Annotated in this window: 11 protein-coding genes and 1 pseudogene; 2 read left to right on the top strand and 10 right to left on the bottom strand. The window is 36.4% G+C overall.

The genetic code is table 11. The features are described from left to right. Positions 1 to 158: 158 nt before the first annotated feature. The 9 genes from D2K60_RS11140 to D2K60_RS11180 all read right to left on the bottom strand — a co-directional run bounded on the left by D2K60_RS11140 (position 159) and on the right by D2K60_RS11180 (position 13122). Positions 159 to 3914 (bottom strand): alpha-L-arabinofuranosidase C-terminal domain-containing protein, encoded by a 3756-nt coding sequence (locus D2K60_RS11140; protein WP_117170065.1) that lies wholly within the window; start codon positions 3912 to 3914, stop codon positions 159 to 161. Positions 3915 to 4170: 256 nt separating this feature from the next. Beyond that, complete coding sequence (locus tag D2K60_RS11145; RefSeq protein ID WP_117170066.1) at positions 4171 to 4698, bottom strand: 5' nucleotidase, NT5C type; 528 nt, start codon at positions 4696 to 4698, stop codon at positions 4171 to 4173. A 34-nt stretch (positions 4699 to 4732) separates the two neighbouring features. After that, positions 4733 to 5446 (bottom strand): HAD family hydrolase, encoded by a 714-nt coding sequence (locus D2K60_RS11150; RefSeq protein WP_117170067.1) that lies wholly within the window; start codon positions 5444 to 5446, stop codon positions 4733 to 4735. A gap of 72 nt (positions 5447 to 5518) precedes the next feature. After that, positions 5519 to 7519 (bottom strand): transketolase, encoded by a 2001-nt coding sequence (gene tkt / locus D2K60_RS11155; RefSeq protein WP_205418599.1) that lies wholly within the window; start codon positions 7517 to 7519, stop codon positions 5519 to 5521. Positions 7520 to 7632: 113 nt separating this feature from the next. After that, the gene (locus D2K60_RS11160) at positions 7633 to 8901 is read right to left on the bottom strand and encodes a class II D-tagatose-bisphosphate aldolase non-catalytic subunit (RefSeq protein ID WP_117170068.1); all 1269 of its coding nucleotides are present in this window, start codon (positions 8899 to 8901) and stop codon (positions 7633 to 7635) included. 34 nt (positions 8902 to 8935) lie between these two features. Continuing rightward, positions 8936 to 9244, bottom strand: coding sequence for a PTS fructose-like transporter subunit IIB (locus tag D2K60_RS11165; RefSeq protein WP_117170069.1), 309 nt, complete (start codon positions 9242 to 9244; stop codon positions 8936 to 8938). A gap of 20 nt (positions 9245 to 9264) precedes the next feature. Then, positions 9265 to 10329: a PTS fructose transporter subunit EIIC gene (locus D2K60_RS11170; RefSeq protein ID WP_117170070.1), complete on the bottom strand. Its 1065-nt coding sequence runs from the start codon at positions 10327 to 10329 to the stop codon at positions 9265 to 9267. Then, a complete protein-coding gene (locus D2K60_RS11175) occupies positions 10326 to 10787 on the bottom strand; it encodes a PTS sugar transporter subunit IIA (RefSeq protein WP_117170071.1) in 462 nt (153 codons plus the stop codon). The genes D2K60_RS11170 and D2K60_RS11175 overlap by 4 nt, the downstream gene beginning before the upstream one ends. Before the next feature lie 301 nt (positions 10788 to 11088). After that, a complete protein-coding gene (locus D2K60_RS11180) occupies positions 11089 to 13122 on the bottom strand; it encodes a BglG family transcription antiterminator (protein ID WP_117170072.1) in 2034 nt (677 codons plus the stop codon). A 487-nt stretch (positions 13123 to 13609) separates the two neighbouring features. On the opposite strand from D2K60_RS11180, the gene D2K60_RS11185 reads away from it, so the two are divergent. Together D2K60_RS11185 and D2K60_RS11190 are read left to right on the top strand one after the other, a co-directional pair. Next, positions 13610 to 15307 (top strand): DUF2207 domain-containing protein, encoded by a 1698-nt coding sequence (locus D2K60_RS11185; protein ID WP_162880759.1) that lies wholly within the window; start codon positions 13610 to 13612, stop codon positions 15305 to 15307. Positions 15308 to 15610: 303 nt separating this feature from the next. After that, positions 15611 to 16243: an MFS transporter gene (locus D2K60_RS11190; protein ID WP_420818817.1), complete on the top strand. Its 633-nt coding sequence runs from the start codon at positions 15611 to 15613 to the stop codon at positions 16241 to 16243. Here the strand turns inward: D2K60_RS11190 and D2K60_RS11195 are convergent. Beyond that, a pseudogene (locus D2K60_RS11195) lies at positions 16231 to 16734 on the bottom strand (MFS transporter); the annotation flags it as partial. The gene D2K60_RS11190 and the pseudogene D2K60_RS11195 sit on opposite strands and share 13 nt — an antisense overlap. Positions 16735 to 16893 lie beyond the last annotated feature (159 nt).

Raw genomic sequence — 16893 nt, forward strand, 5'->3', positions numbered from 1 at the left:
ATCTGGCCATCCACACGACTAGTAGTCAAATATCTCCCTAAGCTAGCCACTGCTTATTTTTTCTATAAAACACAATAAATGTCCATAAAAAAGAGAGGCTAATTCCAAATGCGAATTGCCTCTCTTGGAAGCAGAGAACCGTCCCCTGCTTCCTCTTCTTATTTCACATCTAAAACAATAACATTAACGGAGTTTGCTGCCAATGTAACAGTTATACTATCGCCAATTAGCTTAATAGATGCTTCAGTTGGTTGTACTTTCTCATCGTTCTTTTTATTAACATTTGGTGTATTTAGAAGCGTGTCATCTCCGGTTACAGTGATCATTTTTCCAACAGCATCTAGGGTAAGATCATTCAACTTAATTTCTGTAGTTTTTTCGAATGGACCTGCGTTTACTAATTTCACATAAACGTGTTGGTCATCTTTTGTAACAGAGTTGAAAATCTCACTGTTATAAGCTTCTAACTTATAATCTAAAACGGTACTTGTAACGTTACCATCTGTATACGAACAGATCAGACGATCGCCGTTCTCACCACCATAATTAACGGTAATCGTATAAGGTGTCTCTTCCATTAATTCTTGATAACAACTTGCTCTAAGGTTACCTGCAGCTGTACTTGATGAATAATCACCTAACTTGTAAGCTTCAATTCCCAGTTTGTGAACTTTCACAGCCGTTGCATTACCGTCATAGCCAATCGCATATTCAATAACATCTTTCTTTTCTGGTGAAATATCCGTTAATCCAACGCCTAGATAAAAACCATCAATACCAGATGCTTTGGTTGCTTGCAATACTACTTTATAGTCTGACCATCCTTTGTTCATGATGCACAAACCATTCAATCCGCTCGTTTGCGCCGGTAAAATCAGCCCTTTTTCTGGGTCAAGTTTATATCCAACCGATCCAGGAATTATTTCCCATACAGTGTCCAAGTCCACCGTGAAGTCCTGTTCAAACAACAATTCACCACTGGCATTATCGATAACGTGTACCTGTTTTACATGAATTTCCGCATTTCCCGTAGCGATTTCAATACCACCATGCGGTTTAAGTTCTGTTAATTGTCCATCTTGATAAGCTGATAACGAAGTACCCAATAACTTATTACCAAGATATTTTGCAAACAAATGTTGGACATAGTAATTCGGTGTATACCAAACCGCTTGATCATCAAACCAAATTAAATCAGGTGTCCAACGATACGTACCATCAGTCAGAACTTTGTTAAATAATGGCGCATATGCAACTAATTTCACGACATCCGCATTGTTTTCGTAACCCGTCATAATTGCCGCTTCTGCAACTGCACCGGCTAATGTATTCTTATCTGTCGAAGCAAATTCACCAACGAATACTTTTGAAGATTCCGCTTCATTTAGACTACCATCTGGTTGATACGCTCTATAATAGTAGTTATAACGGTCGACGTTGTTTAATAGATACTCGTTAGAGCGATAATAATGCTCATCAGCAATTGTATCCATATAATTCGGTTGGTCATTATACCAAGAAACAGTTTCTTCCATTACAGACGTACCATCTGTAAATGGGACGGTTGCGGTACCAGTGATATTTCCACTTAAAAATTTCCATCCTTGTTGATACGCATCATCATCCGCTTGTGCACCAACAGTTGAAATGATGTGCAACGTATAGCCTGGATAATGCTTGTCCAAATAGGCATCAATAGCTGTTTTAAAGTATTCAAAGTTAGCAAAAAATTCATTACCCCAGTTTTCATTACCTACACCTAAATAATGCAAGTCAAACGCTGCTTCATGGCCCATTTCTTTACGTAATGCAGCCCATTCGTTATTTTCAAAATCTGTGTTAATTGCAAAATCTATTAAATCAGTAAAACTCTTCACATAATAGTCTCTTAACGCGCCACCTGCTGGATTGACATAATTTGAACGCGCCTGACACAGCACACCACAAGCCATAACAGGAAGCGGCGTTGCATTTAAGTCCTCAGCTAATTGGAAATATTCCATGTAGCCTAAGCCCATCGTCATCATGTAGCCCCAAACGTTAAAGTTTTCTTTACGAAGTTCGATCGCCCCAACAGAATCTTTCCATTCATAGACATTCTCCCAGATATAAGAACCTTCTGAAATACAGCCACCAGGGAAACGAAGAAATTTCGGATGTAAATCTACAAGTGCATGGACTAAGTCTTTACGCAAGCGATAGTTCGGATTCGCTTTATAATTTATATGAGCAGATTTAGAACTTGCTTCTTCACTTGCTCCCCAAACATCTTTTGGCATTAAGGAAATCATATCGATGGAAATTTCTCCAGCAAAGCTCAAAGCTAATTGGCCAAGCGCTGTTTCAGAAGCTGTTAATATTAGTGGTTCATTCACACCGTATTTGAACCATTTGTTTCCACCTTCAACTTCAATCAGTACGTGATCACTAATAACGGCACCCTTATCATCTTGTAAGGCTACTGAAATGGTACCTGCCGCTTCTGCCTTGGCCCAAATTGTGAAATCAAAGCGTTCATCTTGTTTGATAGACATCGCACAATGATGATTTGAATCTGTAAAACCTTTGTTAATGATTCTGCTGCCATTTGGCACTGTAATATAGTGCGAATTCGCATCTTGATCCGTAACACCAAAATAGTCATTTAACCCACCAGAACTTTGCACCGTTACCTGATCAATATCTCCAAACCAAGCATGAAGCGGCTGGTGATTACGCCCCGTTGAGCAACCACAAGCGCCAGATGTATGGGAATACGTATCAAAAGCGAATGATTCAAATGAACGGTTTTGCACAAGTTCAGCATAAATACCACCATCAGCAGCATTATTAATATCTTCATAGAAAAGGCCATACATGATATCACTAATATCCAATACTTCATCCTTACCATTAATGGTTATGTGATGCGATGGAATATTCTCTGGAATAACTGTCACCGAAAAGGATTTTTTAATCGTATAATTACCTTTTTTAAGGTTAGCGGTAAGTGTCACACCCGTTGGCACATCAACTTTGCCAACGACACCATTATCAGATAGTGCTTCTTTATCGCTTGATGTCCACGCTACATCTACCTTCGCACCCATAAGCGATGCTGGTAAGGTCACATCTTTAGAGACAACTTTAATTGGAAAGGATAAATATTTATCTTTTGCCAATTGAACGATCTCTTCATCCTCAAGTGATTCGCACATCAATTCAATCACCGCATCATGGGACAAACCTGCGGAATAAACACGGAAATCAGTTAAGGAACCATCAAAATCGGCATCGACATCAAATTGTGATTTTCCAATAAAATTGTTTCTATAATTATTCTGATTTGAAAAGGTATCAAACCATTGACGTAATCGCTTATATGTACCACTCGATGTTTGACTAATTGATCCATCAGCAACTAATTCACCATTTACATAGATAACAGGACCAGCACTACTTAATGTACCGCCTTCTGTTCCGATCACTGACATCGCAACATGGATCCATTCACCAGCATTATAAGTCTTTCCGCCATCAGCAATTAATTCCTCTTCGGAAAAGCATACTCCACGTAAACCACGTGTCATAAATAAATAGGGTCCAGCTGTACCTTTTCCAAAGTCAAAAATTCTTTCCCAAACGTTTGTACCTTTTCTTAAGTAAACCCACGTACTAATCGTTACACCCGTTTGATCACTAACGTTATCAAGTAAATTAGCAGGAAGCTTCAAATAAGATGTCCCACTATCACCACCAGTAAAGCTTAGCGCTCGCCTTCCATCAACATTTTCAATCTCTGGCTTCTTCTCGCCTTCCGCTAGTGCATGATTGCCATTGCCTGAACGATCTTTACCAATATTGGAAATATCATCAAAAGCATAATGCGCAATGATTTGATCCTTAATGAAAGTGTTTGCATTTTTTTGTATCATATATGTTCTCCTATTCTAATTATAATAAGTTACAGGTGTTTTTACGACTATCACAAAACTAAACATGTACTTACAACTATTATAATAGCAGACGCATAATATTCCAACTACTTTTATTACATTCTTAAAAACAGTTACAAACCTTACAATAAAGGGATATATTTAAATCGTTTAACTTATACGAACATATAAGGAAGCAAGGGACGGTTCTTCGCTTCCAGAAGCAGAGAACCGTCCCCTGCTTCCTTGCTAACCGTTATTCTTCTAAAAAGTAGGATCGTATTTCTTTCCAATTGTTCATTCTGGTATAGCCTGTTTCATTGGTATTGTGTGGGGAGGTAAATAAGATCCCTTTGCCAACAAATTGTTTGAAGTGTCTTACATTATCATCAATAAGATAGTCTGCGTTTATAATACTTTTGTCACCACAAAAAACAAAATTTAAATCGCTTAAGAAATCGAAGTGCTCTTTTAACCATTCATATTTTGCGTTAAACGATGGTGGAAACTCCATTGCAGCTGTAGTAATAAAGACTTGATAGTGTTCCGTTAATTCCTTTATAACGTTTACACTGTCTTTTATAACAGCTAAGTCACGAAAGAATAAAGGATCTGCTATTAATCTATTAATTTCTTCTTTTAAATCGGGGCATAAGTCCTCTAACTTTTTTCCGTTTAAATCTTTCATTGTAATAGTTTCATTATACTTTTGATTGAAAAGTGATACATGTTTAGGTAAAGCATCCGCTATTACCTCGTCCATATCGATCGCTATTCTTTTCATAAATTGTTCCTCCCTAACGTCCGAGTCTACTCCCTCATTTTTCTAAAATATGTTTCAAAGTAGTTTCCAAACGAGAATCTTCATCTATTATATAATCCGGTAGATACTTCCGTTCATTAGGTATTTCGTGTTTTCTTCTATTAATCCAAATAGAATTCCATCCAGCTTCTTTAGCACCGACAACATCATTCCGATAAGAATCTCCAATATAAAAGGTTGCTTCTGGTGAAATACCCATCTTATTCTCTACATAGTTAAATATCGCTTTATCCGGCTTTGAAATACCTAATGCCCCAGATATAAAGATATTTTTTTCATTTATCCAGTTGGTCAATTGTAATTGCTTCACCTTATTTGCTTGATGCGCAGCGGGACCATTCGTAATTACCCCTAAGGTTACCCCCTTTGACACCGCCATGTTCAGTACATCTCTCATTTTCGGATCAATCACTATTTCCGCTTGATTTCGTTGATAATAAGATTGGAATAATAGAGCATTCTGTTCAGATATTTCTATTCCCATGCTGGCAAAGGCCTTACTAATTCGATACACATGCATCGCTTTTACATCTATTTCCCCGTTAGTAACTAGGTCAAATACTATATCGCTATAGTGTCTACTCTTAACAAATAACGTATCAATTGATACATCAAAATTAAACTCTCCGAAAACTTCTCGATAGGCATCCTCAAATGGTTTTAATTGATCATACAATGTGTCATCAACATCAAATAATAGATTTATCAAAATTCATCCCCCTTGATAGGTTAATACAATAAGTGGAAGGTTTAAGACTTATGTCTTAAACCTTCCACTTATTTATATTGATTTATAGACACTTACGACATTCTCAACTGTGAATCCATATTCTTTTAAAACTTTTACTGCTGGAGCACTTGCGCCAAAGCGATTAATAGTCACTGTTTTTCCCTTTAGTCCAATATATTTGTCCCAGCCAAAACTGGATCCCATTTCTACCGCTAAACGTTTTGTAACATCACTTGGCAGTACTTTTTCTTTATAGGCTTCATCCTGCTGTTCAAAAACTTCCATACTCGGCATCGAGACGACTGCTACATCTTCATTATCTAAGCGTAATTGTTTTTGCGCCTCTATAGCTAGATTTACTTCAGAACCAGTCGCTATGATAATACCATCTGGTACTTCTTTTTTAGCAGGAGAAAGTAGATAAGCACCCTTCGCGACGAGATGAACTTTTTCTTTTGTCCCTGCTAGAACAGGTAAGTCTTGACGCGTTAATGCCAATACAGTTGGTGTTTCTTTGGAAGTAATTGCAATTTTCCAAGCAGCCACTACTTCATTTCCATCAGCTGGTCTGAATAGTTGTACATTAGGCATAGACCGCAAACTAGAAAGCTGCTCAATCGGTTCGTGTGTCGGTCCGTCTTCACCTACAGCAATCGAATCATGTGTCAAAACTAACGTGATTGGTGTTTTTTGGATTGCAGCTAAGCGTAAGGCAGCACGTAAATAGTCAACAAACACGAAGAATGTCCCACCATATACCTTTGTTCCACCATGCAAGGCAATTCCATTTAAAGCACAAGTCATACCAAACTCTCTTACACCAAACCAGATATTTCTACCATCATATTGCCCTGGTCCAAAATCCTTTTCACCAGCAACCATGGTATTATTAGAAGATGATAAATCAGCCGATCCTCCCCAAAAGTTAGGTAATACTTTTGAAAGCGCATGAATTGTTTCTTTACTCGTTACACGACTAGCAGAACTTTCACCTACATCATAAACTGGTAGTTCAGCGTCCCAATTATCTGGCAAGGTACCGCTAGTTGCTGCTTCAAATTGAGAGGATAATGCTGGGAATTCTTTTTTATAATTAGCGAATAGTGCATGCCATTTATCTTCTTCAACTTGTCCTTTTACAGTAATTCTTTCTTCAAATACTTTTTGTACATCTTCCGGCACATAAAATGACTTATCCTTATCAAAGCCATAAAATTCTTTGACACGACTAGCTTCTTCTTCACCAAGCGGAGCGCCATGAACCGCTGCTGTTCCTTGTTTACTTGCACCGTATCCAATAATCGTTTTGACCTCAATTAATGTCGGTTTATCTGTCTCATTTTTGGCGGTTTCAATAGCCTTTGAGATCGCACTCAAATCGTTACCATCTTCAACTAAAATATAATGCCAGCCATTCGCTTCGTATCTTTTACCAACGTTCTCTGTAAAAGACTTGGAAGTGGGACCGTCTAAAGATATATCATTTGAATCATATAAAACAATCAGCTTGCCTAGTTTCATATGTCCAGCCATCGAACTCGTTTCTTGTGAAACACCCTCCATTAAATCACCATCACCACATAGTACATAGGTATAGTGATCAACAATATTGTAATTAGGCTTATTATACGTTGCCGCTAAGTGCGCCTCAGCCATCGCCATCCCAACAGCCATTGAAATCCCTTGACCTAATGGACCAGTTGTTGCTTCGACACCATCAACATGATCCACTTCTGGGTGACCTGGCGTATTACTATCCCATTGTCTAAATTGTTTTAAATCAGCAATGCTTACTTTATACCCAGATAAATGAAGTAAACTATACAACATAGCAGATCCATGTCCTGCAGAAAGGACAAACCTATCTCTATCAAACCAATTTGTTGATGTTGCTGGATTTATTTTTAAAAAGTTAGTCCATAAAACATACGCCATAGGTGCAGCGCCCATCGGCAACCCTGGGTGTCCAGACTTTGCTTTGTTAATTGCATCAATACTTAAGGTACGAATAGTATTAACCGCTTTATTATCAATATCAATACGTTCTGACAATTGAATGTCCCCCTTCGAATAGCCAATCAAATCAATGATTGGCTATTCATTTAAATTTATAAGGCTTACTAGATAACTAACAATATTTACGTATTTTTTAGACACGTTTCGATTTATTTCAGACTATTTTTAATTCTTGTTGTAGCACCTCTTAAGTTGTAGCACTCTGCATAATCTCTAATTGGACGTTTAATGTGATCAATAACATAACGCTGTCCATCTACATTTACTTTGCTTAGATTTGTATACATTTTTTCGATTTCGACTTTTACTTCATCATCATTGAACGTATAGTGACCAGCAATATCTAATATCTCATCTGATAATTTAGGATCTGCTGTTATCTCTTTAGTAGTCAGATTCCTTTGGTCACCAGTCATCCATTTTCTCCATCGCTCACTATTAATTGCATGGTCCAATAAGACGGCTCTTGTATTTGACTTATTCACTACTAATTCATTTTCAGCTAATTTCTCTTCTAGTGCTGCTAATTTTAAATAAGCTCTTGTTTCTTCTGTACCATACTGCGGTGCAACATTTGTAGCAGCTATATCTGATGGAATGTGTTCTAGTAATGACACGTCATCTAAATAATCTCCGTTGTGCTCTTTTAGACCAACACCATAGCGTTTAGCCATTTGTGCTAGATCATAAGCGTTTTTAAAGTTAAATTTTCCTGCTTGCTCGGTTCTTTTTACAAGCGTACCTGTTTGCCCAACAATAAATGTCGGCATTGGTAAGTCACGTTTCTCCAATTCTACTTGTAATCGATTAATGAACGTCTCATACGTTTCTGTTGTTGTTAGGCCGCCGTTTGTTTCTTCCGTTCCAACTTCATAGCCAATTTCAGGAAGGTTACGCGCTTTTCTTTCTTTTTCACAGAATTCAATTAAATCTACCGTTCTTTCCAATACAACATCTAAAGGAATAACCTTACCCATTTCAAAAGGATCTTTCGTTGGGTCAATCATTAGTAAATCGAATCCTGATTCAATGTCCGCAATATACGATTTCTTGCCTATTTCCATTGCTTTTTCAACTGGAAGGTGATCATTTCTTTCTTTATCACGCTGCCAAGGTCCACCATGATCTCGACAAATATAATACAGACCGTTGTAATTTATTTTTTCTGCAACTTCTTTTACTGCTTCTACAAAAGTGAACTGGTTCCAACCATTTACATAGCCACCGCCAAGCTCATCCATATCAACTTGATTACGACTAGCAATGAACATTACTGGATAATCATCATCATTAGAAAGCTCTAAACTTGCTTGTAAACAATTTTTAGACATTGGTCCAATACCGAGAATAGTCGCGCTATTTCCACTTTTTTGTAATTCTAGTAATCCTTCTACTGTTCTTTTTATAGATAATTTCATTTGATTGTCCTCCAATTATTATAGTTATATTTTTTTATTCAAAAGTTGCTTTTAATTTTCTTAATAATGGATCAGACTTCTTGATAATATCTGAAACACCCATCTGCACTACTTTTTTCCCTTTAAACCTATCCATCTCTCTAATTTCCACATCATTTGTTAGAATCACGCAGGCAGCTTCTTTTATTTCAGCATCACTCAACCGATTTTCTATACCTGAAGAACCTTGTGTTTCTACTTTTATATCAATCCCAAATTTTTTAGCCGACAATTCTAGCGATTCTGCACTCATATACGTATGTGCAACCCCACTCGGACAAGATGTTACCGCAACAAATTTCATATTATAAAACTCCCCTCATTTTATAGTTGATCAATTGAAATATCTAAGTCTTCGAAATCATCATCGCTACTTTCAGTTGATTGTTTGTCTTCTACCGCATCCTTCTTCAGTATTCTTAATGCAATCGCGGTTACCAGTGCACCTAATAAAACGGAAATCACATAGCCAAATCGGCCTTCTACAACTGGTAAGACAATCAATCCTCCCCATGGGGCATGATTTAATACTCCAAATAAGAATGCTGAAATGTTTCCAACTACAGATCCCATAATGATAGACGGAATTACTTTTAGTGGATCAGCAGTGGCAAAAGGAATCGCTCCTTCTGTTATTCCTACTCCACCCATAAATAGTGCTGCAATACCTGAATCTCTTTCCAAACTATTAAACTTTTTAGGGAATAGTAGTGTTGCTATACCCAAACCAATTGGTGGAATACATATCGCTACACCAACTCCACCCATTAAGAATGGTAATGTATCTACTTGCGTTTGCGCGAAAGTTGCAGCCACTTTATTGATTGGACCACCCATATCAGATGCAATCATCGCCCCTAACACGCCACCTAATGGAACTTTTGCAGATCCTGACATGCCATTTAGCGATGCAGTCATCCATTCCATAAATAATGCAATCGGTTCACCTATTAAGAAAACCATGATAAAACCAACAATAATTGTGCCACCTAATGGGTAAATAAAAATTGTACCCAATGTTCTAAATGATGAAGACAATTTAATTTTCTTCAATTTTTGTACAACATAACCTGCTAAGAAGCCTGCGATAATACCTCCAATAAATCCAGCACCAATCTCATTAGCGAGATAAGCACCTATCATACCTGGAGCTAAACCGGGTTTATCTGCGATACTATATGCGATAAAACCACCCAATATCGGAATAAATAACGCCAAACCTGCTGAACCAATTTGGTTTAACTTAGATAACCATCCACCATCTGGAACAGCTGCTTCACCACTTAACATGACAGATAATGCAAATAGGATACCACCAGCAACAACGAAAGGAATCATATAAGAAGTTGCTGTCATCAGATGTTTCTGAAAATATTTAAGATGTTTCATTTTATTTCCTCCTTCACTTTTTGATTAAGAAGTTCAATAAGAACATTTTCATCCGCACTTTCAACTTCAGCTCTGAAGTCTTCATGCATTAACAATCTTGCAAGTTTTGAAAGAATCTTCAAATGTAAATTATCCTCATTTTGTTTTGGTACACTTATTAGGAAAACGGTAGTTACTAATTCGCCATCATCCGTCCACTTGATAGGATTAACGAGTCTACCTACTGTAACCGTTGATGACTTCACTCCATCACTTTGGCTATGAGGTAATCCAATACCATGCCCAATATATGTTGGTATTTCATTTTCCCTATCAATAACGTCTTTCAAAAAAACTTCTTTACTAGACAAATAGTTTTTAACATCTAAATTGGTTATTAATTCGCTAATCACCTCTTCTTTGGTTGCCACATCAATATTCGATACAACCAAAAAATCTACTGTGTTTGTCTGTTCCATTTCTCTCCTCCTCGGGAATAACATAAACTACTATCAGTTCAATTGAGTAAGTAAAGACCGAGTAATGACTGCGCATTCATTATTGTTCCCTCTGTGTCTATGTATAAATAATAACCCGATGTAACCGCTCTCACAATTTAAAGAATTCGAAAGAACTTTTTACAAAAACTTACCCTATCTTCCAAAAGCGACACGAATAGACATATAGCGACATTTCTAAGCGGTTTTTAGTAATTAAACTAGTAAGAAAAAAGCACAAAAAAAAGACCAGGAACAAATTTGCTCATGGCCTCCTATCTTGTTATTCAACTTTTTTTTCATACTCTTTTATAATTCTAAATGCATCAATTGGGCTTTCTGCATTTTCTAATTGTGCAATAAAATCAGTTTGATAGGTCATCTTTGTAAGTCCAATAACTGCTGGAATCTGTTCTTTTTTATCCTTACTTGCCAACAAAAATATAATCTTTGCCCGTTTATCCCCAAATGAGATTGATTGTTTACATATCAGGAGACTGACACTACTCACCTTCACTAATTTATTGTTATTACCATGAAGGAGTGCAAATTCATTATCTTTTACTGAATAAAAACCTAACTGTTCTTGAATTTTTATTATATTCTCCATATATGCATTATCTATAAAGCCACTTTCAAACAAAACTTCTCCGCCTAGTTTGACAGCTTCACGCCATTCTATTTCGTGTCTAACAATTTGAATCGCATCAATACCTATTAAATCGCTTAAGGTCAACTTCTTTTCTGGGATTCTTACATGAGAATAACCCAGTTCATCTTTAATTATATCCATTACCTTTGTCTTCGTATTATTATCCAGAAAGTCTAACCTTCTATTAATAGAGAAGTAATTGGTCAGTATATTCTTTTTAGATAATCCGGCAATCTCCAAATTAGCAAAGTCAGATTCATTCATGACAGCATTAATTTTCACAACAGGTTTATCTATCTCTAACGTTAATTTCGAAGTTGTGATAATTAAATCAACGTTATCCCAATCATTAAAATCATTCAACATATATAGCGGAATGGTGTCGACATAATTAATTTGATACGTACTATTTAATTTGTCCTTGACCATTGCAATAACACCATAACCTAACCCACATACAAGTAAGACGTTCTTATATTGAGAAGTTGTAGTCCGTTGCATACTCGCTAAAAAATGAATCGCTATAAGTGTTATTTCATTTTCGTTGTGAATTTCACCTAACAGTTCAATACCCACTACTGACTTTTTAACTGCTTCTTTGATGTACACATGTTCCACAGGGATAACATCAAAAACTTCATCGTAAATTTGAACACTACTACGAATCCTATGAAGTAACGGTGCTACATGATTTAATAAACCTTTGTATAAAATAGAATCTTGCTCAAAAGTCATATTTAAGCATACAGACATATGCGATACAAGTTCATCCACTGTTTTTTCTGTAGTTATTAAATCTAATTCTTCATTTAAACTAGTATATTTACTTGTGAAAAACACGAAGCTCACTAAGATATCTAATTCATCTTCATTCAATTTATAATTTATGATCTCTTCCAAATCGGCAATTATTTTTTTATTAAAAAATGGTGCGAACTTTAAATTAGTACCATTCAATGGGTTCTCAACTTTATTTTTAACATACCAGATAAATACGAAAATATTGGCTAAATACCAATAATAGGAATCATCATTTAATACCCATCCAATTTGCTTTAACAAGCTCTTCGTCCATTCATTAATTTTAAAAACATTAACTTTTTTAAACGCTTTTTCTAGTTCTATTAATATAGCATGCTCGTAACTATCTGAAAATTTATCTTCTGACTCAAAGTATTCGATATACTCTCGAAACAGCCTTACCCTCTCATTCAAAATATTCGTTTCATTACCAATAAGATGAAAGCCGCGATCATATTCTAAAATAAATCCTTTTTGCTTGATATCTGACTCGATCAAGAATAAATCATTTTTTAATGTCGTACGTGAGACCATAAAATTATCAGACAGCTTATTCAGATTTAAACTATCAATATTAAAAAAAATTAAGAAAGACATGATATTTGTTCTTTCTGCTTGGTTAAAAAAATAGTTTTCTTCTTCCTGAAGGTCTATATACGTTAATTTACTAGGAATGACTAACTTCCCTTTGCTTTTTTTAATGATTAAATCTGACTTACTCGACTTTAAATGATCATTGATATTATCAATATCATAACGTATCTTTCGTTCAGTTATACCCAACTCTTCACCTAGTTCACGAAAACTAGATTCTTCTTTACCTTCTAGGTACTTCATTATAAGAATCATTCTTCCACTAATCATCTAGAACACCTCGCTATAATTATAGACTATCACGATCAGAAAAAAAGTAAATGGAAGTTCCTAACAGAGGGAAGCAGGGGACGGTTCTCCGCTTCCTTCATCGCTTAATAAAAAGGGGTTATTTACAAATACACGGTATTCTAACTACAGGATTTTCGTTATCTACCTATTAAAAGAACGAGTTAAAAATCTCGGTGTTGCTTAGCCACATTCTACTGGGACAAGCGAACACACGAATAATTTATATAATTTCAAATTAAAGAAAAATAAAAATAGCATCAAAGAAAAGTATTCTTAAATATCTTTAAAAATTGGAGGATAATTCAAAAAAAGGATACGTGTTATCTACTAATTACTAAGTCAAGAAAAGAAAGGTTTTAGCTGCTTCATTCCACAATTGGAAGCAGAGAACCGTCCCCTGCTTCCAGCAAATTTTGAAACTTTTCGTCTAGCACTACGTATATAACATATGAGAGGAGTCAATCATATGAAAAAATATCTGATACTACTTATACTGTTTTTTTCTGTATTATTATTATTGCCTATGCAAGCATTCGCTGTTGATTTTGAGATTAAAAATACACAAATTGATGCCTACTTACAAGAAAATGGCGATGTGCAAGTAGACGAACAGCACATCTATCAATTTAGTGGAGACTTTAATGGCATTACCCGCACCCTTATCCCTAAAGAAAATACGATGCTTGAAAACGTTGAAGCATCTGAAAATGACATGCAATTAGATTTGGAACAGGATGGAAATCTTTATAAAATTTATCGAAGTGGCTCTGATGAGACAATAATTATTGATCTTTCCTATACCATTAAATCTGGGATAGAGGTCTATTCTGATTTAGCACAGTTTTACTGGCCATTCTTTGATAGCAGTAACGAATCCACGTATCAAAATATCGATGTCTATATTTACCCACCTCAAGCTACTGATGATGTCCTTGCATTAGGATACGACGAGGCAGAAGGTACTTCCCAAACAACACCGGATGGTATTGTTCACTTTGCCATGGGCGAAGTTGATAGCGGGAGCAATGGAGATATTCGTGTTGCTTATGATGCTTCGCTATTTTCTAGTGCCGACATAATCGCAGACAAAACAATACGTGATGATTTTACAGCTGAGATAACGGCATATGAGGAAAAAGTGGCTTCTTTTGAAGATAGAAAGGATATGTTTGGTAGTCTTGCTCCTTTTGTAATTGGAGCCTTTGCAGGTTACCTACTTGCTCTGGTAGTTGTTGCATGGAGAAAAAGACGAAAGATTTTATGGGAAATTGATCGTAGTTCCCTACAAAATTCCTTTTTACCAAAGGAAGAGATGAGTTTACCAGCGACAATACTTTTCATGAAAGGTATTGTCCAAAATGGAGAAATAATTTCAGCAGCTTTATTAAACCTTGTTAGAAAAGGCATTTTGATAAGAAAAAGTGAAAGAGAATTTGTTGAAGTAAATAAGGAAAAAAATCATATCCATGAGAGCTTATTAATCAGCTGGTTGTTTTATACTATAGGAAGTGATGGTAGATTTTCAGTTGACGACCTTGATACGTACATCAAGGATACAAAAAATCAACAAGCCTATCAAGATGATTATATGCAATGGATCGGAGCAGTAAAAGAAGAAATGAATCAGCACAAGTTAGATGAAAAGAAAGTAGGCTTTCGTTGGACAGTTGCAATAACTAGCCTACTTCTTATTCCGCTTACCATTCTCTTTGGTATTCATCAGTTGTTTATGTGGATGTTCTTTTCGATAATCTTAATGGGTAGCTTATTATTATTTGCCGCTGTCTACCAACCACTGACAGTAAAAGGAGCTAGGATTAAGCAACAATGGAAACAATTCGGTACAAAGTACGAGTATATCGACGAAAAGCAGTGGAGTGAATGGATGAATGATGAACAGATGCAGGCTTTCATCTATGCGATTGGTACAAACAACAAGTCAATGCTTGCCAAGAATGAAAAACTAGTCAAAGCACCCCCAAATTCAAACACTAGTTTTGATTCACCAGCTAGTGATATGTTTATGCTCATGTTGCTAGCAAGTACCATGACGAACAGCTTTAATGAAGCTGATCAAACCATTTCAGCAGCAACTGATAGCGGTTCTGTTTCAGGTGGTGGTGCTGGCGTTGGGGGTGGTGGCGGAGGTTCTGGTGCTTTTTAGTGGTAGCATGGAAGCAGGGGACGGTTCTCTGCTTCCCTTAACTTCAACAAAGAATGTGACAAAACCACAGATTAGTTGATAATCTGTGGTTTTGTATATAAAGCTGATTATATAGTTCATGAATAATTTGGTTCTTTATCCATGATATTCTTCTGCAAAACTTTAGCAGTCTAAGGATAGACAGTTTATAAGTTCATTATAGGTATTTCTTAAATACCATGCATCTTGTTGAACTTTTCACCGCTCTTTATTCTAGTAGATTGGGCTAAAGCGCCAGGATGATCTTTACTAAGTGTTTCTTACATGGAGATAGCTGCATTGTGGGTTATAGTTTCGAAAAAAAATAATGTAGTGTTGAATGATTCTTCGGAAGATATCCCTGATAAACCGGCTCATGAAAATACGAAAGATGTAAAGCCTTTGAAGATTAAAGGTGTGAAATTTGCGCTGTTGACCTTCCTATTTTATTGTGGAGTTGAAACATCAGTGGGACTTTGGGGAAGTAGTTTTCTTGTAAATGTGAAGGATTTACCGGCATCGGTTGCAGCACAGTGGGTTTCATTTTACTGGGGCGGCTTAACAATTGGTAGGTTTATAACGGGGTTTGTTACGTTTAAAATGAGTAGCCGGATGCTGATTCGAACGGGTCAAGTTATCGCATTATTTGGTGCCACGTTGCTATTACTGCCTTTACCTTCTATTTTGTCGCTTGCAGGCTTTATTTTGGTTGGATTTGGGTTAGCACCTATATTTCCATGTATGTTACATGAAACACCAGCACGTTTTGGCAAGACACATTCTCAGTCAATTATGGGCTACCAAATGGCATTAGCTTATACAGGTAGCACCTTTATACAACCTGTTCTTGGTTTTCTTTCATCCTATACAACAATAGGGATCTTCCCGTTTTTTATAGTCATTTGTATTTCAAATTGAATTCCCGAAATTGCAAGATAACCAGTTCTCCAACCAGTTTCGCCTACTATAAATTGGGCCATGATGATCGGACCAAGAGTAGCTCCTACACCCCAAAAACTATGTAACCAACTCATATGGTGCGCCTTATAATTTACAGCAACATAATTATTTAATGCCGTATCTACAGTTCCTGCACCTAAACCAAGAGGAATCGCACATACAATTAACCAAATGATTGATGGAGCAAAATAAAAGCCCAGTAAAGCACTAGCTGTCATTAAGCCACTTATAAATGTGATCTTTCCAGTTCCAAACCGTTTCAGCATGTTTCCACTAGCTAAACTGGAAACAATCGTACCACCTGCAATTGTCATAAATATCAATCCCGCTGTCTCAAGTGGAACTCCAAAATCTTCTTGCATTACAGGCCATGCGGCTCCTAATAACGAATCAGGTAACCCTAAACTAATAAAAGCCAAATAAATAATAAGTAAAAGTAATAATGTCATCGTATCTCCTTCGCTGTACTTTTTTAAGGATGCAAGGGACGGTTCTTTGCTTCTTTTAACTATAACAAAAAAATGTCACGAAACCACAGATTAGTTTATAACTGAACTTTCCTAGCGTGAAAAGCCTCTAAGTCTTGGTATTACTATGAAGTCTCACAA

The sequence above is a fragment of the Paraliobacillus sediminis genome (assembly GCF_003426055.1).

Coding starts and splice junctions, on each gene's coding strand:
- D2K60_RS11145 (WP_117170066.1), bottom strand. CDS start 4,698: ATGAAAAGAATAGCGATCGATATGGACGAGGTAATAGCGGATGCTTTA.
- D2K60_RS11170 (WP_117170070.1), bottom strand. CDS start 10,329: ATGAAACATCTTAAATATTTTCAGAAACATCTGATGACAGCAACTTCT.
- D2K60_RS11165 (WP_117170069.1), bottom strand. CDS start 9,244: ATGAAATTTGTTGCGGTAACATCTTGTCCGAGTGGGGTTGCACATACG.
- D2K60_RS11180 (WP_117170072.1), bottom strand. CDS start 13,122: ATGATTAGTGGAAGAATGATTCTTATAATGAAGTACCTAGAAGGTAAA.
- D2K60_RS11175 (WP_117170071.1), bottom strand. CDS start 10,787: ATGGAACAGACAAACACAGTAGATTTTTTGGTTGTATCGAATATTGAT.
- D2K60_RS11190 (WP_420818817.1), top strand. CDS start 15,611: ATGGAGATAGCTGCATTGTGGGTTATAGTTTCGAAAAAAAATAATGTA.
- D2K60_RS11160 (WP_117170068.1), bottom strand. CDS start 8,901: ATGAAATTATCTATAAAAAGAACAGTAGAAGGATTACTAGAATTACAA.
- D2K60_RS11185 (WP_162880759.1), top strand. CDS start 13,610: ATGAAAAAATATCTGATACTACTTATACTGTTTTTTTCTGTATTATTA.
- D2K60_RS11140 (WP_117170065.1), bottom strand. CDS start 3,914: ATGATACAAAAAAATGCAAACACTTTCATTAAGGATCAAATCATTGCG.